The 25570-nt window shown below is 36.3% G+C and carries 20 protein-coding genes and 1 tRNA gene; 16 read left to right on the top strand and 5 right to left on the bottom strand.

Annotated features, from left to right (window positions below):
- Positions 1 to 123 precede the first annotated feature (123 nt).
- The 8 genes from B0X80_RS02470 to B0X80_RS02435 all read left to right on the top strand — a co-directional run bounded on the left by B0X80_RS02470 (position 124) and on the right by B0X80_RS02435 (position 8977).
- Complete coding sequence (locus tag B0X80_RS02470; protein ID WP_077338227.1) at positions 124 to 693, top strand: UPF0149 family protein; 570 nt, start codon at positions 124 to 126, stop codon at positions 691 to 693.
- A gap of 19 nt (positions 694 to 712) precedes the next feature.
- Positions 713 to 2071 carry a Xaa-Pro aminopeptidase gene (gene pepP / locus B0X80_RS02465; protein WP_077338226.1) on the top strand — a complete coding sequence of 453 codons (1359 nt, stop codon included), beginning with the start codon at positions 713 to 715 and terminating at the stop codon, positions 2069 to 2071.
- Between the two features lie 48 nt (positions 2072 to 2119).
- On the top strand, positions 2120 to 3370 hold the full coding sequence (gene ubiH, locus B0X80_RS02460; RefSeq protein ID WP_077338225.1) for a 2-octaprenyl-6-methoxyphenyl hydroxylase: 1251 nt from the start codon (positions 2120 to 2122) through the stop codon (positions 3368 to 3370).
- Between the two features lie 47 nt (positions 3371 to 3417).
- A complete protein-coding gene (locus B0X80_RS02455) occupies positions 3418 to 4674 on the top strand; it encodes a UbiH/UbiF/VisC/COQ6 family ubiquinone biosynthesis hydroxylase (RefSeq protein ID WP_077338224.1) in 1257 nt (418 codons plus the stop codon).
- A gap of 325 nt (positions 4675 to 4999) precedes the next feature.
- On the top strand, positions 5000 to 5806 hold the full coding sequence (locus B0X80_RS02450; RefSeq protein ID WP_139345281.1) for a hypothetical protein: 807 nt from the start codon (positions 5000 to 5002) through the stop codon (positions 5804 to 5806).
- A 14-nt stretch (positions 5807 to 5820) separates the two neighbouring features.
- On the top strand, positions 5821 to 6519 hold the full coding sequence (locus B0X80_RS02445; RefSeq protein ID WP_077338222.1) for a phage tail protein: 699 nt from the start codon (positions 5821 to 5823) through the stop codon (positions 6517 to 6519).
- Between the two features lie 62 nt (positions 6520 to 6581).
- A complete protein-coding gene (locus B0X80_RS02440; RefSeq protein ID WP_077338221.1) occupies positions 6582 to 7490 on the top strand; it encodes a tetratricopeptide repeat protein in 909 nt (302 codons plus the stop codon).
- A 446-nt stretch (positions 7491 to 7936) separates the two neighbouring features.
- A complete protein-coding gene (locus B0X80_RS02435; RefSeq protein WP_077338220.1) occupies positions 7937 to 8977 on the top strand; it encodes an XdhC family protein in 1041 nt (346 codons plus the stop codon).
- 12 nt (positions 8978 to 8989) lie between these two features.
- On the opposite strand, the gene rimI is transcribed toward B0X80_RS02435, so the two are convergent.
- The 4 genes from rimI to aceK all read right to left on the bottom strand — a co-directional run bounded on the left by rimI (position 8990) and on the right by aceK (position 11933).
- Positions 8990 to 9436 (bottom strand): ribosomal protein S18-alanine N-acetyltransferase, encoded by a 447-nt coding sequence (gene rimI, locus B0X80_RS02430; RefSeq protein WP_245825368.1) that lies wholly within the window; start codon positions 9434 to 9436, stop codon positions 8990 to 8992.
- Positions 9436 to 9813 carry a DNA polymerase III subunit psi gene (locus B0X80_RS02425; protein WP_077338219.1) on the bottom strand — a complete coding sequence of 126 codons (378 nt, stop codon included), beginning with the start codon at positions 9811 to 9813 and terminating at the stop codon, positions 9436 to 9438. The genes rimI and B0X80_RS02425 overlap by 1 nt, the downstream gene beginning before the upstream one ends.
- Positions 9814 to 9948: 135 nt before the next feature.
- Positions 9949 to 10025: transfer RNA gene (locus B0X80_RS02420), tRNA-Trp, on the bottom strand.
- Between the two features lie 168 nt (positions 10026 to 10193).
- On the bottom strand, positions 10194 to 11933 hold the full coding sequence (gene aceK / locus B0X80_RS02415; RefSeq protein WP_077338218.1) for a bifunctional isocitrate dehydrogenase kinase/phosphatase: 1740 nt from the start codon (positions 11931 to 11933) through the stop codon (positions 10194 to 10196).
- Between the two features lie 225 nt (positions 11934 to 12158).
- Between aceK and queA the strand changes: the two genes are divergently transcribed.
- The 5 genes from queA (at position 12159) to secF (ending at position 17749) form a co-directional block, all read left to right on the top strand.
- Positions 12159 to 13205 (top strand): tRNA preQ1(34) S-adenosylmethionine ribosyltransferase-isomerase QueA, encoded by a 1047-nt coding sequence (queA, locus tag B0X80_RS02410; RefSeq protein WP_077338217.1) that lies wholly within the window; start codon positions 12159 to 12161, stop codon positions 13203 to 13205.
- A 65-nt stretch (positions 13206 to 13270) separates the two neighbouring features.
- Positions 13271 to 14401, top strand: a complete 1131-nt coding sequence (gene tgt / locus B0X80_RS02405) for a tRNA guanosine(34) transglycosylase Tgt (RefSeq protein ID WP_077338216.1) — start codon at positions 13271 to 13273, stop codon at positions 14399 to 14401.
- A gap of 79 nt (positions 14402 to 14480) precedes the next feature.
- Entirely contained in the window at positions 14481 to 14816 is a 336-nt protein-coding gene (gene yajC / locus B0X80_RS02400) for a preprotein translocase subunit YajC (protein ID WP_077338215.1), read from the top strand.
- Positions 14817 to 14934: 118 nt separating this feature from the next.
- Positions 14935 to 16782 carry a protein translocase subunit SecD gene (gene secD / locus B0X80_RS02395; RefSeq protein ID WP_077338214.1) on the top strand — a complete coding sequence of 616 codons (1848 nt, stop codon included), beginning with the start codon at positions 14935 to 14937 and terminating at the stop codon, positions 16780 to 16782.
- Positions 16783 to 16801: 19 nt separating this feature from the next.
- On the top strand, positions 16802 to 17749 hold the full coding sequence (gene secF, locus B0X80_RS02390) for a protein translocase subunit SecF (protein ID WP_076418286.1): 948 nt from the start codon (positions 16802 to 16804) through the stop codon (positions 17747 to 17749).
- A 94-nt stretch (positions 17750 to 17843) separates the two neighbouring features.
- Here secF and B0X80_RS02385 read toward each other — a convergent pair whose 3' ends face one another.
- Complete coding sequence (locus B0X80_RS02385; protein WP_077338213.1) at positions 17844 to 19046, bottom strand: cyclic di-GMP phosphodiesterase; 1203 nt, start codon at positions 19044 to 19046, stop codon at positions 17844 to 17846.
- 237 nt (positions 19047 to 19283) lie between these two features.
- Here B0X80_RS02385 and B0X80_RS02380 point away from each other — a divergent pair, with 237 nt between their 5' ends.
- The 3 genes from B0X80_RS02380 (at position 19284) to B0X80_RS02370 (ending at position 25515) form a co-directional block, all read left to right on the top strand.
- A complete protein-coding gene (locus B0X80_RS02380) occupies positions 19284 to 21824 on the top strand; it encodes a TonB-dependent receptor (RefSeq protein ID WP_077338212.1) in 2541 nt (846 codons plus the stop codon).
- A 123-nt stretch (positions 21825 to 21947) separates the two neighbouring features.
- Positions 21948 to 23564: a tetratricopeptide repeat-containing sulfotransferase family protein gene (locus B0X80_RS02375; RefSeq protein WP_077338211.1), complete on the top strand. Its 1617-nt coding sequence runs from the start codon at positions 21948 to 21950 to the stop codon at positions 23562 to 23564.
- Positions 23565 to 23877: 313 nt separating this feature from the next.
- Complete coding sequence (locus B0X80_RS02370; protein ID WP_077338210.1) at positions 23878 to 25515, top strand: hypothetical protein; 1638 nt, start codon at positions 23878 to 23880, stop codon at positions 25513 to 25515.
- Positions 25516 to 25570: the final 55 nt, after the last annotated feature.

Raw genomic sequence — 25570 nt, 5'->3', positions numbered from 1 at the left:
GGAATTGGTATAAACTATAATCATGCTATACCTTTGATGCAACCTAGCTTTATCCTCTAGTATCACAATAGCGCGAATGTTAAGATACTCAGCAGTAAACTTACTTAATTAAATGAATATTTTATGACAGATCAAACAACACTCGATTTTGCGACAATTCAAGGCATATTAACGAGTGAAGATGTTAAAATGCATGCATCTGAAGTACATGGGGTTATGACAGGCCTAGTATCTGCTGGTTATATTTTTGAAGATTCAGATTATATTATTGTTATTAACGACATGCTTAATAATAGCGAAGGCTTTCCTGCTGCCGTTAAGCTTGCTCTTAAAGCTATGTTTAGTGATATTTGGCAAAACATTTTAGACGACTCTTACAGCTTTCAACTTATGTTGCCTGATGACGACGACAGTATTATGGAAAGAGCAAACGGATTAGGCCATTGGGTACAAGGGTTTAATTTAGGCTTTGGTTTACAACAAAAAAATAAAGCTAAATTGTCTGAAGATGTTCAAGAAGTACTGAACGACTTTGTTGATATTGCTAACCTTTCTGACGAAATGGAAGAAGACGAAGATACTGAACAAGCCTATTACGAAATTGCTGAATATGTTCGAATTTCAGCATTACTGTGTTTTACTGAGCTAGGTGTTCCGCCAGAAAACACGTCTAAAGAAGAAACCTTGCATTAAAACGCACTAAGACTCCTATATGAATCAAACGCATTTACCCGGTACCGAATTACCTTTAAGCGAATTTACGGCTCGTCGTGAACGTTTTTTTGCCAGTATGCCTGAAAACAGTGTGGCCTTATTTCCTGCTGCAATCGAATTAACACGTAGTAATGATACTGAATATCCTTTTTGTCAAAACAAAAACTTCTTTTATTTAACAGGTTTTCCTGAACCAGATGCGGTGCTTGTTCTTATAAAGGAAAAGACAAATCGGGTGGTATTATTTTCTCGTGCTAAAGATGCGTTACAAGAAGTATGGCATGGACGAAGAGTAGGGCAAGAGTTAGCCGTAAGCGCTTACGGTGTTGATGAGTGTTTTACTCTTGATAAACAAGAGGAATTTATTCCTGAATATATGGCTGATAAGTCGAGCCTACTTTATTGTATTGGTGCAGCTGAACCGGTAAGTGAATCGTTTGAAATTAAGGTGCTTAGTTGGCTTAAAGCAGTAAAAGCTAAATCTCGTTTAGGTAAAAAAGCGCCTACTAATATTATTGATTGCAGTAATATTATTCACGAAATGAGGTTAATTAAAAGCGAAGCTGAACTTGAGCTGATGCGCAAAATTAATAAAATTAGTGGTGTAGCTCATCAACGCGCTATGAAGCAATCAGCCGTTGGTAAGTTTGAGTATCAGATAGAAGCTGATATTTTACATGAGTTTGCATCTAATGGGGCTAAATCTCCTGCTTATACCACTATAGTTGCGGGTGGTGATAACGGTAATATTCTTCATTACACTGAAAATTCAGATACGTTAAAAAATAACGAATTATTACTCATTGACGCTGGCGGTGAACTTGCTGGCTATGCCGCCGATATCACAAGAACATTTCCTATTAATGGTGTTTTTACCAACGAGCAAAAAGCGATTTATCAATTAGTGTTAGACGCTCAACTTATTTCTATTCAATCAATAAAACCTAAAAGTACTTTAGCTCACTTAAATAAAATAGCCTGTGGTTTTCTTACCGAAGGTTTACATAACTTAGGTATATTAAAAGGTGATTTAAGTACTTTAATTAAAGAAAAAGCCTGTAAAAAATACTTTATTCATGGTCTAGGACATTGGCTAGGTTTAGATGTGCATGACGTAGGCGACTATAAAAGCAATGATAAGCGCGAACAAACACGCGAGTTTGAACCGGGCATGGTAATGACGATAGAGCCAGGTTTGTATATACCGTTAGACGATCTTTCTGTAGAAGAAAAGTGGCGTGGAATTGCAGTGAGAATTGAAGATAATATTGTAGTAACTGAAACAGGGTATGAAAATTTGACTGTTAATGCGCCAAAAGAGATTGCTCAAATTGAAGCCTTAATGGCAAATTCGTAATTCACACCTTTTCAATGAAATCTACAAATAACTGAGTGTTAGAGGCAAATGCAAGCATCAGAAAATATCAGCACTAAACAGCACTTTGATGTCATTATTTCAGGTGGCGGCTTATCGGGTTCTTTAATGGCGCTCAGTTTATTGTCTCTTAAAACATCAGATAATAAGCCTTTATCTATCGCGATTATTGAAGCTGCTGATGCAACTAAAACAGGCCAGTTAATTAAAAATACTACGTCAGTATTCGACGATAGGGTGCTTGCCTTATCTCATGCTTCAGCTCAGTATTTAAAAAAAATAGATGCTTGGCCGCTGATACAAGAACATGCACAAGCGATAACAGATATTCATATTTCAGATCGTGGTTATTACGGCAAAGCACGTATTACTGCCGATAAACATAGCGTATCAGCCGTAGGTTATGTTGTTGAAATGTCTAAGTTAGGTTTGGCATTACACCAAGTACTAGAAAAAAATTCTCAGAATTTAACTTGGTTTACGCCAGACTCTATTGAACAAATTCAATGGAAATCTGAGTCAGTTGATATCACTTTAACCTCGCAAATTCAGCTCTCGGCTTCGTTACTTATTGGTTGTGATGGTGCTAATTCAATTTGTCGGCAATCTGCCAATATAGCGTGTGATCGTACTGACTATAATCAATCAGCCTTAATTACTAATGTATCTACCAAGCAACCTCATCATGGCGTAGCGTTTGAGCGATTTACCGAAAACGGGCCTATTGCCATGTTGCCTATGGTTAATGTAGCGAATGAAAATTCTCGATGTTCGTTAGTTTGGACGTTAACACCAGAGCAAGCTGATGAAATGAAGCTACTAACGGACGAGGAATTTAAAATCACCTTAGAGCGATCGTTTGGTAGTTGGTTAGGTAGTATAGAAAAAGTAGGGAAGCGGCACATTTATCCTTTATCGTTAGTGCAAGCCCAAGCGCAGATACACCACCGAATGGTACTTATTGGTAATGCTTCGCACACTATTCACCCTATTGCTGGTCAAGGGTTTAATTTAGGCTTACGCGACGTACAAATATTAGCTAAAACGTTAGAACAAGCGTTGAGCCAACAAGAAGATATTGGTTCGTTTAATCGATTAACCGAGTATGCGCTATCACGTAAAAAAGACCATCGTCACATAATTAAGCTCACAGATTCTTTAGTCACACTTTTTTCAAACGATTTATTTCCCCTTGTTGTTGGCAGAAATATTGGTTTGAAAGTGCTAAATTACGTGCCCGTTATTAAAAACACCTTTGTTAATAAAACGATGGGCTATTAGCTTTATTTTATTTAGTTCATTGCAATTTATTTAAGTGAAAAAACATCATGCAAAAATTTGATATCTTGATTGTCGGTGCAGGAATGGTTGGGTTAACCCTAGCGCTTGCTATCAGAAAAACAACAAGATTAACCGTTGCCATTGCTGACAAAACCCCTTTATCTCCGATAACAGATGAACCCAGCGTGCGAGTTAGCGCTATTAATATGGCAAGTCAGCAAATTTTTGAGCAGTTAGATGTTTGGTCAAACATTGTTGAGCAACGACTTCAACCTTATCAACATATGCATGTTTGGGATAAAGCTGGCTACGGAAAATTATCTTTTTCAACAGATGATGTTGCTGGAATGTTAGGGACCAGCGATGTAGAGCAATTGGGTTGGATTATCGAAAATTCAGTAGTGCGTCACGCATTGTGGAATAAAGCTCAGCAAGACAGCGGCATTAATTTTTTTACGAATGAAAATATTACCAATATAGGCATGGGCGATAGCGAAGTGTTTGCAAGTTTTGCTACGCAAATGCCTATTACTGCTAAATTAGTTGTAGGTGCTGATGGTGCTAATTCTTGGGTAAGAAAACAAATGGATATGCCTATAACCTTCAGAGATTACGACCATCACGCTATTGTCGCTACAGTGCAATGCGAACAAGGCCATCAAAATACAGCATGGCAGGTGTTTTTACCTACAGGACCGTTAGCGTTTTTACCTTTATTTGATGAAAAGTTATGTTCTATTGTTTGGTCTACTTCACCTGAGGAGGCTGAAAGGTTAATGGCTTTATCTACAGAAGATTTCTCGAAAGAATTAACAGCCGCTAGTGATGGTAAGCTTGGCAATATTACATTAACCAGCAAAACGTTTTCATATCCTTTATCTATGCGAATGTCACAAAGCTTTACACAAGATAGAGTCGTTTTAGTGGGAGATGCAGCACATACTATTCACCCATTAGCAGGACAAGGTGTAAATCTTGGATTACTTGACGCAGCTTCATTAGCACAAGTTATTAGCGAACAAATCGATAAACAAAAGCACACAGCGCAACCTGAGCAAACTCAATGGGCGAAGGCTACTGTATTAAACCAATATTCACGCTGGAGAAAGTCTGAAGCTGCAGAAATGGTTGCTGCAATGGAATCGATTAAACAGGTATTTACTCCGCAAAATCCAATAACCCAAGTAGTACGTGGGTTAGGAATGACCTTGTTTGATAATATTAAACCCGTAAAGCAATTAATGGTTAAACAAGCGTTAGGCATGAAAGAAAATTTACCGGATTTAGCTATTATTCAAAAATAGAAACACTCAATTTTAATGTAAATCCTCCCTATTTCTAACGGCTAAAATAGGTTGATTCTTTAATGAAGCGACCTTAAAGCTATCCTTTATTTAATACCATCTGTTTTTTGTAGTATTTGTTACCTCTTACATGATTCTTATTAATAATTTAATAACTGTCTGCTTTTTTTACACTAATCTTTATTGGTTGGTATGACCTGTTTCTTAATACTTTCATTTAGTTAGCTAAATTTTTTTTGGCTTTATTTATGCAAGTTTTGTATACAATTCTGATAAGTCTTATAAAAAACATAATAATTATTACTCAAAATTTTAAGGATTGAATATGAATATACCGTTTAAATCTTCACTGATTACAGGCATCTTCTTGATGTCGACACAATTATCCCATGCCGCTTTAATCACTCCAGACATTACCATTTCAGGCTTTGCCGAATTTGATACAACCTCACTACCATTTTCTGGTACGGGTTCTCAAAATGGTGAAATAAAAAGTGTATTAGGTGGAACAACAGCAACAACAATTATTACAGATGTAACGCCTGCAGGTGCTAATCCACAAGGTGGTTTGTTCTCTATGACCGGAGACGGTGTAGGTGCAAGTGCTGTCGCTATGGGAGACGCTTTTGATTTGATGGAAGACTTCTTTTTTAGTTTTAGTTTTGATTTAGCTAATTCCTCAGGTGTAGATGATTATATGATCAGCTTTGGTATCGATTTTTCAAATACTGTTGATGCAGATGGCGCAGATGCTTATGTAGATTCTGAAATTGTATTAGAAGATACCGCAGGTGAACTTTTCTTCTCAGACGTAACCTCTGATGCTGCTTTTGGTGACGAGAAAAATGGAACTGCGTTAGCAACTTCTGGAGCTGCCATAAGTGATTCAGGATTGTTTGATTTTGACGTAACACTATTAGCTGGCGGCATGTATAGTTTTGACGGTTTTTTGAAAATGGATGGGGGAGAATTTGATGGAGGAGCTTTTTCAGCTGATTCAACTGCCTTTATTTACATAAAAGAAATTACTAAACTTGGTGCTCCTGTTTCCGTTCCTACTCCAGCCACTATGTTGCTGTTTTTGACTGGTTCATTGGGTTTACTAACCCGCAAATACTTTACTAAAAAATAACTAAGGGTATAAAAATGAAACTTAAACAAACAATTAAAATACTAAGTGCGCTAATCGTTACCTCTATTTTACCTTCTAAGGCAATGGCTTGTTCGACAGATGCATACCTTGGCAGTATGTGTGTGTTTGCTGGTAACTTTACTATAAGAAGTTGGGCCAAAGCTGAAGGGCAATTATTATCTATTGCACAGAATTCAGCACTCTTCTCATTGTTGGGGACAATGTATGGTGGTGATGGCAGAACAACCTTTGGTCTACCTGATCTAAGAGGTCGCTCAGCTATAGGTAGTGGTAACGGTCCGGGATTACCTAATTATAATGTTGGACAAAGAGGTGGCTCACCTACTGTAACTTTATCTATAGCGAATATGCCATCGCATAACCATGTAGTGACTACAAATGTTGTGAGTACTGCAGATACCAGTGGAAGCTCAGCAATACTTAGAGCGCTTGCGGGTAATGCCACAACAAATACTCCAACGGGTAATGTGTTAGCGAATAGCCCAAGAAGAGAAAATATATACAGTTCTGCTGCACCAAGTGTTGATATGAGTACCAGTGCTGTAGATTTAACGTTAAATATTGCTGTAGATAGTACGGCAACCAATACCGTTTCTAATAATGGGGGCAGCCAAGCTTTTAGTGTGCAAAATCCTTATTTAGCGGTAACTTGGTTAATTGCTTTACAAGGTGTTTACCCATCTCGCAACTAGACCTTTATATAAAACTAAGGCAACTATTAAGTTGCCTTTTTTTATTTATTATTCTACAGCCTATGAGTTTAGTTATAGCTAATGAGGTAGACGATTGGTCTGGATCTCTTAGTAAAGCTAATAAGCTTCTGGCTGAAAAACAATATTTACCCGCTTTTAATGAATATAAAATATATGCAGATAAAGATAACGGTTTAGCCCAGTTCTCTTTAGCTTTATTGCTTAAAAATGGATGGGGTAAACCCGCTAATAGAGAGGAAGCTTGTTATTGGTATAATAAAGCTGCGAATAATGGTATTCCAACTGCTCAACAAGAGCTTGGAGATTGTTATTTACAAGGGATTATAGGGGATAAAAAGCAAGCTTTAGTTTGGTATGAAGCAGCCTATAAATCAGGAATTATTTCTGCTGCTTGCCAAGCAGGAGAGTTATATTTGGCAGGAGAATATGTCCCGTTAAATAAAGAAAAAGGATTAGCTCTTTGTGTTCAGGCCGCTAATAGTGGTGCTGTAAGCGCGATGACTAGTTTAGGTAAATGGTACTTTAATGGTCAATATGTAGAAAAAGATATTTCTTTAGCTTTTCAAGTCTTTCAAGATGCAGCCAATAAACATAGTGCTGAAGCCGCTTATTACGTAGCGCAATATTACGATAGAGGTATTCAAAGAGAGATAAGCACAAAAGATGCTTTATATTGGTACGAGAAGTCAGCCAGTAGAGGATTTGAAAAAGCTTATTTACCCACATCAGCTTTATATTTAAAAGCGTTTGAAGAAGATAATACCGATAAAAAAGGTAAGCTTTTAGCTAAAACCTATTTATGGGCAAAAACATCGGTAGAGCTTATTACTGAACCGCAAGATAAACAATTAGCGACCCTAATTTTAAATAAAGTGAATACTGAAATGCCTTTACAATGGCAGGCTGATTTAAATGCTAAAGTTAAAGAGCATGTAGACCTGTTCCAGTAAAATTGATCGTTGTACTTAAAAAACTTCCTAGTGAAAAGTGCATACTATGAATAACCTCACCGTTTGAATAAGTGTAAATGAGTTCTTTGTAAATAAGTATGTATACCCAAACCACTTCAAGATGCAGGATTCAGCTGGAATTAGAAACGTCTTTAGGCAAGGCATTGATTGAAGAGGATGGTTAACTCCCTTGGCGAAATCAATAACGCTGCATAAAACGTTTATAAACCAGCCTTTTAGGGACGGCTGAGCAAACCATGATCATCGTTCAATCTGTTTTTAAGGGAGCAACTATTAATAAAAAAATGCGCCTTGAACATGATTCGCACAGTCGTCCTGAAACGAGCATCTTGAGGTGGTTTGGGTATATACCTTTGTGCTGGTGATTATGCTGTGATAAATTCCTTCTCACTAAAAACTGATAAAACTCGCCTATTGTCCAATTCATGAATACTAAAAATAACCAACTCTCTACTTTACTTAATTTATGGCACCCAAAACGAGATCAACAGCAATGGGTTTTAGGTACTATTTTTGAAATTAAAGGATCCTCATACCGTAAACCGGGCGCCATGATGTTTTTTGGTGATTTGGGTGAGCAATATGGTTTATTAAGCGGAGGCTGTTTAGAGTCTGATCTTATGCGTCATGCACGAAAGGTTATGGATAGTCAGCAAGCTAAAATTGTTATCTACGACATGACCGATGAAGACGATATTGGCTGGCAACTAGGCATTGGTTGCGGTGGATTAGTTAAAATTTTACTACAACCTATTCATACTCAAAATAACTATTTAGGGTTAGTTGAGTTAACTCAACAGGTAAAAGAAAGAAAAACGTTATGGCACGCTCAACAAATTGTTGAAGGTACGCCACAATCGAGTGTTTATTGCGATACCTCTGCATTAATAACTGAACATCCTGCTATTGAAGCACATATTAATAAATTTAATAGCCAAACAAATAATTACTCATCAAAAGCGGTTTTAATTGAAGGTGACTCTAGTTGGTTATACACACCTATTTTACCTTCGCCGCATATTATGATTTTTGGTGGTGGAGTTGATGCTTATCCCGTAGTTGAAATAGCTCATACTATGGGCTGGCAAATAACAATAGTGGATAAGCGTTCTGCTTATGCGAGACAAGCTCACTTTCCTTATGCTGACTGTATTATTAAAGAACCCGCAGGTGCTTTGTTAGAACAACCTAATATATTAAATAGTGTCGATGCGGTTGTGATTATGACTCACAATATTTTGATGGATGGGGAAGCATTAAAAGTGGCTCAACACAGTAGTGCTTCTTATGTTGGTTTATTAGGACCAATACATCGTAGAGAGCGTATATTAGATAATGAAAATTTGAAAATAGAAAGTTTATCGAAACCGCTATCAAGCCCTATTGGTTTAGATATTGGTGGACAGTTACCTGAGTCTATTGCTCTTTCTATTTTATCTGAATGCCATAAAGCGCTTTATAAGTAATGCTATAGCGCTTTACAGAGTTAAGCACATAACAATTGCGTCTTCGTAACCAAAACCATTAGCACTGGGGTAATAACCTGTGCGTCTGCTTGTTTCAGTAAACCCTTGGTTAATATACATCATTTGTGCGCTAATGTTTTTAGCTCTTACTTCTAGCCATATTTTTGTTGCTGTAAGGTTTTTTGTTTCTTGTAAAAAATGATTGAGTAATGTTTTTCCGTAGCCTTTTCCTTGTTGGTTAGGGCTTACGCAAATATCCATTAAAGTTACTTCTCCAACAACATGCTCACCAATATAAAACCCAACAATTTCATTATTTTCTACAAGGTAAAAGCCAAAGTATCTACCGCCAATACAACTGTTGAAGGTTTTTTCGCTCCAAGGGTGAGAGTGGCAAGCTGTTTCGATAGGCATTAAATGGTCTACATCAGAAGGGGTAATTGCGTTGAAGCTCGTCATTAATTTAATACTTTTTGTTGGATGATTTTCCACAACTCTTTTTTCAGTTTTACACTGTTTTCGAAGGCTGTGATAACAGGAGTGCTAAGTGTGCTATTAGCAAATGTAATTGATTCGGTTTCAATAAACTGCCAATTAAATAACCCAAGATCAATCATATTATTTGTAATGGTAATTTCACCAATTGATACATTAATGCTTTGTAAAATATCAGTAAATAACAGATGTTGAGTTAAAAATTTTGGATCTATAAATTGTGAAGAGGCTTGTGAGTTATTGGTATTATCAGCAAGTTGTTCTTCAGAAGAAGTACGTTGTTGCCATACTTTTATACCCATTTCATTTAGGTGATTAAATTGTCGTTGAGTTATTGTCATAAAAATAATACGAGATTTAGGCCATAAACAAATAGATGAACATAATGACAGAAATCGCAATCAACAGAAAGATAAATGGGAGATTATATAAATATAAAACAATGAAATATTAAGATGATTATCTTAAGAAAAGAATGGCAGGGGTGGAGAGATTCGAACTCCCAACCGTCGGTTTTGGAGACCGCTGTTCTACCAATTGGAACTACACCCCTGCAACGGAGAGGAATTATACCCAAGCGAAACCAAAGGTAAAGCATAAAATACTAATTATTTATCGTTCGCTTAATAATTCAACATAATTTACGGGGTTGCATAAAATATAGGAGTATATTGATGAATAAATACTCACGTCACAGGTGTGTGCTTGGGGTTTTATCCATTTATGTGTCTGCTTGTTTAAATAAATTACAAAAACGTAGTTCGTCAGGGTAAGGAAAAACATCGCCGAATACTTTGTTTTTTAAATTATGTTGCACATTTTGCCAGTATTTTGCGTGAAGCAAGTCTTCGTGTTGTGCAATAAAGGCTTCACGATACTGTTTGTTTGATAAAGCAAAAGTGGCTATTTCTTCAGGAAATACGTCAGCAGGAGCCACTGAATACCAGGGCTCAGAAGCATAAATTTGCTCTTCTGTTTTAGCTTCAGGAATGGCTCTAAAGTTCACTTCATTCATATAGGTTATTTCATCGTAATCATAAAAAATAACTCGGCCATGACGAGTAACCCCGAAGTTTTTCAAAAGCATATCACCGGGAAATATATCTGCGGCTATTAACTGTTTAATAGCCTGTCCGTATCCGTACATTGCATCACTAATTTCATCATCATTAGCATTAGATAAATATATATTAAGTGGGATCATGCGGCGTTCAATGTATAAGTGCTCTATTACTATCATGTCGCCATCTTCCTTAATAATAGAAGGGGCGACATCATATAGCTCTTGTAATAATTCTGCCGAGAATCGACTTTTAGGAAAAGCAACTTTGGAATACTCCATCGTATCCGCCATACGACCTACTCGGTCATGATGTTTAACAAGACGATATTTGGCTTTTACGTCTTGCTTGGTCATATTTTTACTGGGAGCAAATTTATCTTTAATTATTTTAAAAACATAAGGGTAAGAAGGAAGAGTAAATACACTCATTACCATGCCTTTTATGCCGGGAGCGAGTTCAAGTTTGTCGTTACTGGTAGATAAATGATTAAGAAAGTCGCGATAAAACTCAGTTTTCCCTTGTTTATGAAAACCTATAGCGGAATAAAGATCAGCACGCGTTTTATGCGGAATAAGAGATCGTAAAAAACTCACTAGAGCGTAAGGATGTTGGCAATCTACAAAAAAATAGGCTCTCGCAAAACCAAAGACAACCGCCATGGTTTCTGAATCAGTCAGTACCGCATCGATAAAAAGTCCTTTTTTAGGATCGTTGAGTATTGAAATAATAAAAGGAGTTATGCCCGCTGGTGAAATAACACGGCCAATAATATAAGCGCCTTTGTTACGATAAAATACAAAATTTAATACATCAAATTGTAGGTTTTCAATTTGGAACATGGTTTTTTTAGCGCGTTGTCTAAATGTATTAATTAACATATTGGCATCACGGTCAATATCATCGTAAAGCACATTAAAGTTAGGGTAGGTGATCATATCTTTAATGGTATTTAAAACGCCTTTCTCTGCCGGCTGATATCGAGTGTAAATAACAGGGGGTTGCTCACAATCTAAACGACAAGCAGTGCTTTCTACAAAAATATAATCGTTGTGGTAATACTGGCGAGAGAATAAGTTACAAAATACCGAATTATAAAAAGATTCAGCGAGATCTGGCTGCTTATGTGTGGCTAATAAGGCGATGTAAGCCATTTTTATTTCTAACCATAAAGCTTCATCTAAAACATTAATACTAAATTCTTGATGAAGCTGATCTAACGTCTCAGTAACTCTATGCTCATAAAAATCAGTTCTTTGTTTAGCGGCAGCTTGAACTTCGCTCCATTGACGTTGTTCAAAACGTGTTTTAGCCGACTGTGTTATTTCACTATAAAGAAAAATATGGCGTTCAAAACCGTCTAATATTTTTTGTGCAATTACATATGAAAGGTTTTCCATTGTTATTCCTCATAACCACTATTTTATGAGCATATTATAAAAAGCAAAAATAGGGAGGTATGTTTCATGAATACCAAGTATAAATAACCTAAATTTAGCTTAGTTCGCTATTAGTTGCTTAAGTTAAGCTGATAAAACACTCAAATACTAGTTTTCTCTTGCTATTCAAGGCTTGTAGCACTAAAATTACGCGTTTTTTTATACTAAAAAGTACATATTTTTAACATGCGTGTAGCTGATTTTTCGTTTGAATTACCTGAAGAGCTTATAGCTCGTTATCCCAAAGCTGATAGAACGTCTAGCCGATTAATGTCGTTAGACGGAAACAGTGGCGATATTGAAGATCTTAATTTCTTAAATATTATCGACAAAGTACAAGCGGGCGATTTGCTTGTATTTAATAACACACGCGTGATCCCGGCTCGTATGTTTGGTAAAAAAGCTACCGGCGGACAAGTTGAAGTATTAGTAGAGCGCTTACTTGATGACCGTAGATTTTTGGCGCATGTTCGAGCAAGTAAATCACCAAAAGTAGGTTCTGAGGTTATTTTAGAAGATAAAGTAACGGCAACTATGGTGGCACGTCATGACGCTTTATTTGAGTTTGAAGTGCATGGCGAACAATCTGTTTTAACCGTGTTGGAAGATATTGGCCATATGCCTTTACCGCCTTATATCGATCGCCCTGATGAAGCAAGCGACCGAGAAAGGTATCAAACAGTTTACAATGAAAAACCCGGTGCAGTTGCGGCTCCAACGGCAGGTTTACATTTTGACGATGCATTACTCGAACAGTTAAAAAGCAAAGGTGTAAATTTAGCTTTTGTTACTCTTCATGTAGGTGCTGGAACTTTTCAGCCTGTACGTGTTGATGAGATAGCTGATCACATCATGCATTCAGAGTATGTAGAAGTACCGGCCGAAGTAGTAGAACAAATTAAACAAACAAAAGCTGCTGGTGGTCGTGTCATTGGCGTAGGTACAACTTCAGTTAGATCATTAGAAAGCGCAGCAAAAGCAGCGAAAGAAAAAGATGAAACACTAACTAAGTTTTATGGTGATACTGATATTTTTATTACTCCAGGTTATGAGTTTGAAGTGATTGACGCGCTTATTACTAATTTTCATTTATCTGAATCAACGCTGTTGATGCTGGTAAGTGCATTTTCAGGTTACGAAAACATTATGACAGCGTATAAACATGCTGTTGCAAACGAATATAGATTTTTTAGTTATGGTGATGCTATGTTTCTCACCAAAAAAGTTAATTAGAACTAACTTTTTAATTAACAATATATTGCTACTAGCCTGTTTCGCTAGTGGGCTAAGGAAAATAAATGAAATACGAATTAATCAATACTGACGGAAAAGCACGAAGAGGTCGATTAACCTTTTCTCGCGGTACAGTAGAAACGCCAGCTTTTATGCCTGTAGGCACTTACGGTACTGTTAAAGGTATGAAAACTGAAGAAGTTGCAGATACCGGTGCTGAAATTATTTTAGGGAATACCTTCCACTTAATGTTACGTCCTGGTACTGAGATTGTAGAACAGCATGGTGGTCTTCACGATTTTATTAATTGGGATAAACCTATTCTTACCGACTCAGGCGGATTCCAAGTATTTAGCTTAGGTGCTATGCGTAAAATCACGGAAGAAGGTGTTAAATTTAGTTCACCCGTTAATGGTGAAAAAATCATGTTAACACCTGAACGTTCGATGGAAGTACAAAAAAGTTTAGGCTCAGATGTTGTAATGATATTTGACGAATGTACGCCATACCCAGCGACTCATAAAGAATCGAAAGACTCTATGGAGCTTTCATTACGTTGGGCGCAACGCTCTAAAGATGCTCATGGTGATAATCCATCCGCACTTTTTGGTATTGTTCAAGGCGGAATGTATGAAGATTTACGTGAAGTATCTATTAATGGTTTAAAAGCTATTGATTTTGACGGCTACGCCATTGGTGGTTTATCTGTAGGCGAGCCTAAAGAAGATATGATCCGTATATTAGATCATACCGCACCCTTGATACCTGATAATAAGCCCCGATATCTGATGGGGGTAGGTAAACCAGAAGACTTAGTTGAAGGTGTTCGTCGCGGTATTGATATGTTTGATTGTGTTATGCCAACACGTAATGCCCGTAATGGTCATTTATTTGTAACTGATGGCGTAATTAAAATAAGAAATGCACGTCATAAAACAGATACTGGCCCACTGGATCCTGAGTGTGATTGTTATACCTGTAAAAACTATTCTCGTGCTTATCTTCATCATTTAGATAAATGTAAAGAAATTTTAGGTTCTCAATTAAATACGTTGCATAATTTACATTTTTATCAACGCATTATGAAAGGCCTACGTCATGCTATTGAAAACAATAAGCTTGATGAGTATGTTACTCAGTTTTATGCTTTAAGAAATTTACCTGTACCACCTTTGGCTGGCTCTGAAGCTGAATAAAAGTGATACAAAATAAACTAGCCTAATTGGTATAGTTTACCTAATTTAACAATTTTAATATTAAAAATAAGAGGAATTTATGAGTTTATTTATTAGTAAAGCACATGCGGCAGCAGCTCCAGCAGCAGCGGGTGGTGGTATGGAAATGATCATCATGTTAGCGGTATTTGGTGCAGTATTTTATTTTATGATTTACCGACCACAAGCGAAACGTGTTAAAGAGCACAAAAACTTAATGTCTGCTCTTTCAAAAGGCGACGAAGTATTAACGCAAGGCGGCATTGTTGGTAAAATCGTTAAAGTGTCTGATGAAAAAGATTTTATTGTAGTAAGTATTGCTGAAGGTACTGAAGTAACAGTACAAAAAGGCGCAATCAATGCAGTACTACCAAAAGGTACAATGAAGTCATTGTAATTATTTATCAAGCGCATAGTCAGTGAGTGCGCTTGGTATAGTCATATTTAATGCCTGTGTTATGTTTAAATATAATACAGGTACTAAATTATTTATTAACAAAAAATAGGACGATATTGTGTTAAACAAATATCCATTATGGAAAACACTGATGGTACTTTTTATAGTAGCCGTTGGTGCTTTATATGCTTCGCCAAATTTATATGGTGAAGATCCTGCGGTACAAATATCAGGATTACGTGGTGTTGAGATCACAGCATCTACACTCGATACTGTAAAAAAAGAGCTAGCAGACGAAAACATCCCGTTTTCAAATATTGTTCTTGATAACGGACAAATTTTAGCGCGCTTTTTAAGTACCGAAGAACAATTAAAAGCCCGTGATTTGTTAATTGATAATTTAGGCGAAAATTATTCTGTTGCTTTAAACCTAACACCGGCGACACCTAAATGGTTAGCTCAATTAGGCGGCACACCAATGAAGCTAGGTTTAGATTTAAGTGGTGGTGTAAGCTTCTTGATGGAAGTTAACATGAAAGTAGCCATTAATAAGGCAACAACAAATATTATTGATAGCTTTAGGGCCGATTTGCGTAGCGAAAAAATCAGATATCGCTCAGTAAAGGAAACGGACAAAGGTGTTCAAGTTGTTTTTCGTAAAGCTGAAGATTTAGAGGAAGCGGAAAGCTTTATTAAAAAGAAATTTGGCGACTTATTGCTAACGACTGATAGCGATAAATTAACGCTAACAGCAGCAATGACCGATGCGAAAATTAAAGAAGTGCGTGATTACGCTCTTCAACAAAATATTACCATTATTCGTAACCGAGTTAATGAACTTGGTGTTGCCGAACCGCTTGTACAACGCCAGGGTAAAAAACATATTGTTATTGAGTTGCCAGGTGTTCAGGACACGGCGGTTGCTAAAGCGATTTTAAGCGCTACAGCAACAATCGATTTTAGAATGGTTGATACCGAAGGCGATTTAGCCAGTGCGTTAAATGGTCGAGTGCCAGCCAGTTCAGAAATTTTATATGAACAAGATGGTAAACCAGTATTACTGAAAAAACGCGTAATGCTTGAAGGTAGTCACATTGTTGATGCTAAATCAGGGTTTGATGAATACAGTCGTCCACAGGTAAATATTGATTTAGATGCTGCAGGTGGTAGTAAAATATCAAACTTTACTAAAAGTAACATTGGTAAGCCAATGGCTACGGTATTTATTGAATACAAGCCAACTAAAAACAAAGATGCTGAAGGCAATACTATTTTTGAAAAAGTAGAAGAAGTCATCAGTGTTGCAACTATTCAATCTCGTTTAGGCAACAGCTTTAGAATTACAGGCGCCGGTAGCCAAGCTGAAGCACATAGCTTAGCGTTATTGTTAAGAGCTGGTGCTCTTATTGCACCTATTCAAATTGTTGAAGAAAGAACGGTAGGGCCAACATTAGGTGCTGAAAACGTAAAATTAGGTTTTCAAGCTATTCTTATGGGCTTCGGTTTAGTCTTTATCTTTATGATGATTTATTACCGTGCTTTTGGTGTGGTAGCCAATTTAGCGCTAGGAGCTAACTTAGTATTAATTATTGGTGTTATGTCGTTAATACCGGGAGCAACGTTAACACTACCGGGTATGGCTGGTATTGTGTTAACAGTAGGTATGGCCGTTGATGCTAACGTACTTATATTTGAACGTATTCGAGAAGAAATTAGAGCAGGAAAATCTGTTCAACAAGCAATACACCAAGGTTACGATGCTGCATTTTCTACCATTATAGATGCCAACATTACTACTTTGATTGCTGCACTTATTCTTTTTGCTGTAGGTACAGGTCCAATTAAAGGTTTTGCGGTAACATTATCAATCGGTATTCTTACTTCAATGTTCACAGCTGTTATAGGTACACGTATGGTTGTAAACGCAGTTTGGGGCGGTAAACGTCTCGATAAATTATCAATATAGTGAGAGCGAAGAGTTAATTATGCAAATATTACAATTAAAAGAAACACTCGCTTTTATGCGTTACAGAAAAGTAGCATTAATATTCAGTTTATTATTGATGTGTGCTTCGGTATTTTCACTTTCTACCAACAAGTTAAGTTTAGGATTAGATTTTACTGGTGGTACGTTAATTGAGGTGGGGTTTAAAGAGCCTGCTGATTTAACTAAAGTGCGTGATGTACTTGATAAAAATGGTTACAGCGATGCTGTTGTTCAGCTTTATGGTTCAAGTAGAGATGTTGTAATTCGTTTGGCTGAACGTGAAGGTGTAAAAGTTGAGTTATTAGGTGACCAAGTACTTAACACAATCAAAGAAGGTACAGGTGTTGAACTCGACATGAGACGTATTGAATTTGTTGGTGGTAGTGTGGGTGACGAGCTAGCAGAACAAGGTGGTTTAGCTATGCTTACCGCCTTAATTTGTATTCTTGTTTATGTTGCGTTTCGTTTCGAATGGCGTTTTGCACTAGGTTCTGTTATTGCTTTATTCCATGATGTGCTACTAACGTTAGGTTTATTTTCTTTCTTGAAAATAGAATTTGATTTAACGGTATTAGCGGCAATCTTGGCGGTTATTGGTTACTCCCTCAACGATACGATTGTTGTATCTGACCGCATACGTGAAAACTTTAGAAAAGTACGTGATAGCAGCGCCTCTGAAATTATTGATATTTCATTAACGCAAACATTAAGCCGTACGTTTATTACTTCTATAACTACTTTATTAGTATTAGCAGCATTGTTCTTTAGAGGCGGTGAATTAATTCATGGCTTTGCAACTGCATTATTATTTGGTGTGTTTGTAGGTACTTATTCGTCTGTATATGTAGCAAGCTCTGTTGCATTGGCGTTAGGTATTTCTAAAGAAGATTTAATACCAGAAGTTATTGAGAAAGAAGGCGCTGATCAAGAGCAAATGATGCCTTAACCGCTTCTTAGCTAGTACTTTATTATTTAAAGTACATTAATAAAAAAACCAGCATTTTTTGCTGGTTTTTTTGTTTTAAGGGCTAAGAGAAGGGTTAACCAATAACTTCTCGGATCACTTTTGATATATTGATTTTATAGTCTTCGGCTTTTGCTGACGCTTGAATACTGAGGGATTCATTCTCTAAAAAGTATTCTTTAGAGGTCATGTTTCTTTTGTGTTTGGTATTATAAAAAGCAATAACTGAAGGTTGTAAAGGTGATTTTCTGTTTCCTTTAACAATAACGGCTAAGGTTTCATTTGATAACTTTACGACTGAACCAACTGGATGTACGCCCATATATTTAATAAATTGCTGTACTAATACACGATCAAATTGTTCGTTTTTTGACATTAAATAACGTAAAGCATTAATAGGTTGCACGCCTTGTTTATAATACTTACTTCCCGTCATTGCATCATACACATCAACTATGGCAGTTATTCTTGCCAGCCTAGATAATTTAGAAGCATCTAAGCCTCTAGGATAGCCTGAACCATCTAGTCTTTCATGATGGTTAATCATCATATCGGTTGTGATTTTATTGCTTAAGCCTTGCGAGTGGCAAATTTTATGACCCCAAGTAAGATGCTTTCTCGTGAGTTTTTGTTCATTTGGGGTTAATTTTCCTTTTTTATCTAAAATTGTTTTAGGTATTTTTGCTACACCTACGTCATGTAGTAAAGCGCCAATCGCTATTTGTGTTGCTACTTCTTTTTTCAACCCTAAAAATAATACAAAACCGCACATTAAAATGGCGCTATTAACGGCGTGTTCCCATTGATAAGTACTTTTGTCTCTAATTCTGGTTAATATTGATATAGCGTATTCGTTTCTAATGATTGAATTTGTAATTTCTTCAGCGAGTTGATTAATAGCGGTTATATTAATTTTTTTATTAGTGTTTATGTCGTTAAATAAATCTTTAATGGTTTCTGTGGCGTTATCGTATATTTTACAAGATTGATGAAACTCCTCAGCGACAGACTTCTGTTTATGAAGCGTTTTTTTAGAGGCAGGGCGTGGAAGAGGTTTTTGAGCGACAGCAAGGTTTTCAGTTGGAGGATTCAGTGATTTATCTTCCCTAATAACTATACTTGTAACGCCTTGTTTTTTTAATTGGTTAATAATGTCGTTAGATTTTACGAGTCCTTTTGTTTTAATTTTAAAAAAACGTTTTTCACATTTTACATTCAAAACATACATGCCAAGTTTTAACTCTTCAATAGAAATAGTGCTAGACGATATTTCAGACATGTATGCTCTTTTTTATTATTTGAGTATTGTTCTATCTTTACTTAATTTGGAAATAGATACAATAGGCGTAATGAGTAGAAAATTAGGTGATTTAATTGATAAAAGTACCTACAATCTAACGCAAAGCTGCAGATATATCAGCTAACATGAATTAAAATAATAACAAGTGCATTTAGCTTATTTTTTATATGCTTTGCCGTACGTTTAAATGTAATAATAAAAATACTAAGGGAAATTATGATTAATCATACTCCATTATTTAAGAAATCAGCTGTTTTTCTAGCCTTAAGTTCAACCTTTGTTATGCCCTGCTATGTTATTGCTGAAGAGGCAGATAATGCCGAAATGCGTGGTATTGAGCGTATTCAAGTTACAGCATCTCGTCGTACTTCATCTGTTCAAGAAGCTCCTTTAAATATTACCGCTTTAGATAGCGATGTAATGAAAGACCAAAATATTGGTAAATTAACTGAAATCGCACGTTGGGTACCAGGTTTATCTATACCGGATCAAGGTGGTCGGGGTGGTAATAATATTATTGTTCGTGGTTTAAGTACTAACTCTACAGGCCCTGATTCAGATGGTGGAACCGTAGCCACTTATTTTGGTGAAATGCCTTTAGGGGTTGATGTTCGTTTGATTGATGTTGAGCGTGTCGAAGTACTTATTGGGCCACAAGGTACTTTATACGGTGCTGGAACGCTAGGCGGAGCGTTACGTTATATTCCTAAAAAAGCAGAGCTTGACGTAACCAGCATTGAGCTTTCAGGTGATATTTTTAATGGTGCAGAATCTGACAATTTAGGTGGTGAAACAAGTTTTGTTATTAATAAACCACTTATTGAAGATGTTTTAGCGGTTCGTGCTTCATTTAATTATTATAACGACCCCGGTTTTATTGATTACGCTTATACGATAAAAGAAGGTGGCGTATCTAATCCCGATCCTGATTGGAATAATCAGCAAGAGGTTAATGATAATATTCGTTCGGTTAAGGATGCAAACGGCGAGGAAGTATTAACAACACGTATTGCATTACGTTGGACACCAACAGACTGGCTTGATGGAACGTTAACATATCTTTATCAAAAGAGTGATGTTGAAGGTCGTACAGTATCTAATTACAAAACTTTAGGGGCTGGAAATCCATTAAGAGATTTAGTGGGAAAATATGAGTCAGCAGAGCGTTATTTAGAACCTGATGAAAATAAAGATTCATTAATTAGTTTAGAGCTTACCGCTGATTTAGGCTTTGCTGAACTCGTATCTGCTACTGGATTTTCAGAACACAAAAATAAAGGCCAACGCGATCAAACTGACTTATTAATTGCTAATGATTGGAGCTATGAAACTTTTCCTACTTTTTCGGCTTTTACTCGTGAAACTGAAGACTATGATAACTTTACACAAGAAGTGAGATTGGTGAGCCAATCAGATTCTATGTTTTCTTGGATTGTTGGTGCTTACTACAATAAAGATAGTGGTGAGGCATTAAGTGAAGAATATACTCCTCATTATGCTGACTTTGCAGGTTCAAATCGTGCTGATGATTTAGAGTATTTACAATACACTGATGAAGATGTTGTTGAAAAAGCATTGTTTGGTGAAATGAGTTTTCAATTTACAGAGAAATTTAATGTAACTCTAGGTGCTCGTTTTTATAAATACGATATAGATACAACCTCTGCATTTACATTAGGGTTATGGGATTGGGAAAGAGATTTAATAGGCGATTCTTTAGTATTTGATCCTGAAGCGATAGATGATGATGGAAATAAAGTACTTATTAATACATTGAGTGACGGTGATGGTAGTTTATTTAAACTAAATGCTAGCTATAAATTTACACCAGACATTATTTTATACGCAACAGCGAGTGAAGGTTTTCGTTTAGGTGGTACCAACGGGATAGCGGCCTGTCCTGAAAAACTCGTTGCAGGACAACAATATGTTTGTGCAGAACCTGAAGAATTTGCTTACAAACCTGACTCTACAACTAATTATGAATTAGGTTTTAAAAGTACATGGTTTGACAATAAATTACACTTTAATGCAACGCTATTTAATATAGATTGGGAAGATGCCCAAGTAGGTGGTGCTGCTACTGAAAATGGTGGTTTGCCTTATATAGCTAATGCAGGAACAGCTAATAGTAAAGGTATAGAAATTTCATCTAGAGCTATGCTTTCAGATAGCCTTACTGTGTTTATGAGCTATGCGCATGCAAAAGCTAAATTAACAGAAGATGTTGTTGGCTTTTTTGGTCGATTAGAAGCAGGAGATCCCGCTACAGATGAATACTCTATTTTAAGTGGCGATCGATTACCCGGAGCGCCAGAGCATCAATTTTCTTTTGGTGTTAATTATTCTCAAGAAGTGTTTGATAATAAAATGCTTGATATTGTTTATGGTATTACGGCACAGAGTGATATTTACTCTTCAGCAGGGTTAAGAGCTGAAGGTGAAAGTTTACCTGGCTATGCTTTAAGTAATTTATCTGCAACTCTTTCAGATGATCAATGGTCAGTTACTTTATATGTAGATAACTTATTTAATAAATATGCTTATTCGTCAACTCGAAGTACAGGTAAATTTGCAGGGTATTATGAGTTTTCTAATACCTATCAAGATGGTGATATAATTAATGGTGTTGAAGTTGAAGATGTAGCTAAGGTTATTGACAATGAAGCCACTTTTGATCAATACCGCGCGTACTCTCACTATGTTGTAGCGCCTCGTACTATTGGTATTAAAGTTAATTACTTATTTGATTTGTAATTTAACAAATTTTATATAGTGTTTTACTTATTGTATAAAAGCATTCTGTTTTTTTAAATAGAATGCTTTTTTCTTTTCAGTAAAATGATCGTTCTATTAATAATTTAGCCGTGATGATTTAACATGACTCAAAGCATTAAACAACTTCATGAAAAAGCGCAACAAGCGTTAAGTCATAAACAATATCAGCAAGCCCATGGTTTTCTTATTACTCTTTTGCAGCAAGATAAATACTTTGCCGATGCGTATTTTTTATTAGGGATTATTGCCTGTGATCATCATAACTATGAAAAGGGCATTCAGTTATTTGTACAGGCTCTTAAGCTTGAAGAGCATAATGCAGAAAAGAGTGCTAGCCATAAAATAGAATATTTATCGCAACTGGCAAAATCATACGCACTGGTAAACGATCCTATTAAAGCTAACCACTTTGCAGATTTAGCTTCTGAACTTGTATCTAATCAAATAAAAGTATCAGCATTAACACTTGATACATTAGGTGTTGCTTACAGCAAAATTGGATTACATCAAAAGGCTATTCCGTTATTTCAACAAGCTGTAAAACTTGATATTAACAATGCTGCTTATTATTTTAATTTAGGCGTATCGCAAACTTTTTCGGGAGACTTTTCTGGTGCTAAGGAATCTCATGAAAATGTTATTAAGTTAGACCCGTCTTTTAGTAAGTCGTATACTGCGTTGAGTTCATTAGGTGGTGTAAATACAAAAACGTATAATTTGCCTAATATGCTATCGTTGTTTGAAAGTGTTACTCATCCGGATGAAAAACTACATATTGGTCATGCTATTGCCCGAGAATATGAAGCACTTAACAATTACGACCAGTCATTTAAATACTTAAGTTTAGCGAAGCAAGCCAAGCTTGACTCAATCAGTTATAACTTTGCTGATGACGAAGCTATGTTTGACAGTTTATTTACGGCTTTTAGTAAAGATAAAATCAGTGTAAAACCTTCAGTAAAAGGCTTTGACAACAACGAAGCTATTTTTATAGTAGGTATGCCTAGATCTGGCACTACGCTAGTTGAACGCATTTTGTCTCAACATTCAGAGGTAACTACAGCAGGGGAGCTTGAGTACTTTTCTTTATTAGTAAAAAAAATGAGCAAAATATCAAGCTCACGTATATTAGACAAAGACACTATTGAAGCAGCCCAAACTATAAATTTTGAAGCCTTAGGCAAGGCTTACATTGAACAAACTCGCGTGCTAACAGGTAACACCCCTAAATTTATTGATAAAATGCCATTCAATGTTTTATATGTAGGCTTTATTTTACAAGCACTACCTAATGCCAAAATAGTATGTTTAGACCGAAGTCCACTCGATACCATAATGAGTAACTTTAGACAGTTATTTTCAGCCAATTCATACAACTATAATTATGCTTATAGCTTATCCACTACAGCGCAATATTATGTACTATTTAAGAAGCTTGCAGAATTTTGGGTAAATAAATTTCCCGATAATTTTTATCAAGTTAACTACCAAGAGTTAGTTAATAAGCCTGAATTTAAAGGAAAAGAGCTGATTAAGTTTTGTGGGTTACAGTGGCAGGAATCGTGTTTACACATAAATAGTAATACGGCACCCGTAGCAACAGCAAGCGCGGTACAAGTTAGACAACCTATTAATAATAAATCTATCGATAATTGGAAAAAATACGATGTATATTTAGACGAAGTAAAAGAAATATTGAAAAAAGTTAACCTTTATTGACAATATTATTGAGTGTTTTATTGCAGTACGATGGCTTATTTATGATTTATTCATCATTTTTTCGTCGCATATTGTAAATAAGTGTAAAGCATTTAGTCAGTTTTGTTTTTCTATGATTAATGCTTTTATTTTCTTAATGGTTTGAAAATATAGGTTTTTATTTTACATTATATTTTCGTTGTAATCTGTTTGTAACCTTTCCTAAATAAAAAATACATATTTCTAAAACATTTCTGTCATTTTTCATCCGTACTATCTTCGCAACTTTATTTTAAACCTTTATTTAAAACAATAATTCCTGCGGAGCAGAAAAATGCAAATGAAAACTTTATTCCAAGTAAGTGCTATAGCAAGTGCGTTGATGTTAGTTGGTTGTGGTGGCGATATTAAGATTGAACCAACTGTTAACGATAACAGTGTTAACAATTCAAACAATACTACAACTCCTCCTGTTGAGCCTACTGATGAAAATTTATGTGCATCATATGGTGACGGTGACAACTTAAAACAAGGTAGTATGACTACTGATGGTGACTGTAGCTATGGTTTAAGCTTTGCATCTAAGAGCATCGAAATCAATGAAGATTTAACCTTAGCAGCTTTACCTAACGATGGTGTTCATATTTTTGATTCTGCACTTCAAGTTGGCCAAGATTGTGATACAACAACGTCTTGTTCTATTGATACTGACGGCCCAACATTAACTGTTGAAGCTGGTGCAACTGTAGCATTCCGTTCTGGTGAAGCGTTAATTCGTATCGGTCGTGGTGCTAATATTGATGCTGAAGGTACTATTGATAATCCAATTACATTCACATCAACAACTGCTATCTCTCATCTTGACGTTGTAGGTAAAGGTCCTTCACCATTTGGTGATTGGGCAGGTATTGTTATTAATGGTTTAGGTATTACTGACCAATGTACAGACGCAGAGCGTGACGGCGGTACTTGTAATGCAGAGTCAGAAGGTGACGGTAGCTTTTACGGTGGTAATGATAACGCTGATAACTCTGGTGTTATTAAGTTTGCGAAAATTAATTATGCAGGTTCAGGCCCTATTGATGGCGGTGACGGTAATGACTTTAACTCATTATTATTAAACTCTGTAGGTTCTGGAACTGAGATCGATTACATTCACATTCACCAAGGTTACGATGATGGTATTGAATTCTTCGGTGGTGCGGTAGATATTAAGCACATCGTTGTTACTGAAAACCAAGATGATGCAATCGATATTGACGCAGGTTGGCAAGGTAAAGGACAATATATTTTCATCACTCATGGTCCTGCAGAATATGATGGTGAAACTTCTCACATGGGTAACCACGGTTTTGAAACTGATGGTAAAAAAGGTACTACTTCTACACAAGCTCCAGTATCTACTACTCAGTTAGCTAACATTACTTTTATTGGTTCAGACGAAGTGTCAGTACGTGATGGTGACCCTTCACGTGCCGTTAAATTTGATGATGGTATTCAAGCTACTTATTACAACGCGTTATTTGTTAAGCCGACATTAGTTCAAATCCCTGTATTAGACAGTGATGGTAACTCAACAGGTAGTTTTGAAGATGATGGTTGTGTTGTTTTCTCTGGTGACGGTCAAATCAACGCTTCTGCAAACAGTTTTAATAACACTGTTTTAGCATGTGCTCAAGACTTTGTTGCTGGCGATACTGCAGTATTTGATGATGCTGATACTGACTCTCCAGGCCAAACACGTGCTCAGTGGTTAGCTCAAGGTACAGATGTTGAAAGTGTTGGTGCTATTACTGTACTTCAATCTGACGGTATTCGTGCTGATAGTGCTTCATTCTCAGCATCACCAGCAGCGTCATTACCAGCAGGTATGGAAGCTGCAGCATTTATTGGTGCGGTAGACTACACCGATACTTCAAGTGACTGGTATAACTGGGTTAATACAGCTTTAACTGCAGCTGAAAACGACTAATTCTTGCGATTAGGGAACTGATATAGGCGCTAGTTTGGCGCCTATTTCTTACATA

It is taken from the genome of Pseudocolwellia agarivorans (assembly GCF_002000085.1).
Taxonomy (GTDB): Bacteria; Pseudomonadota; Gammaproteobacteria; order Enterobacterales; family Alteromonadaceae; genus Pseudocolwellia; species Pseudocolwellia agarivorans.
This window is presented reverse-complemented; position numbering and strand designations above follow the sequence as displayed.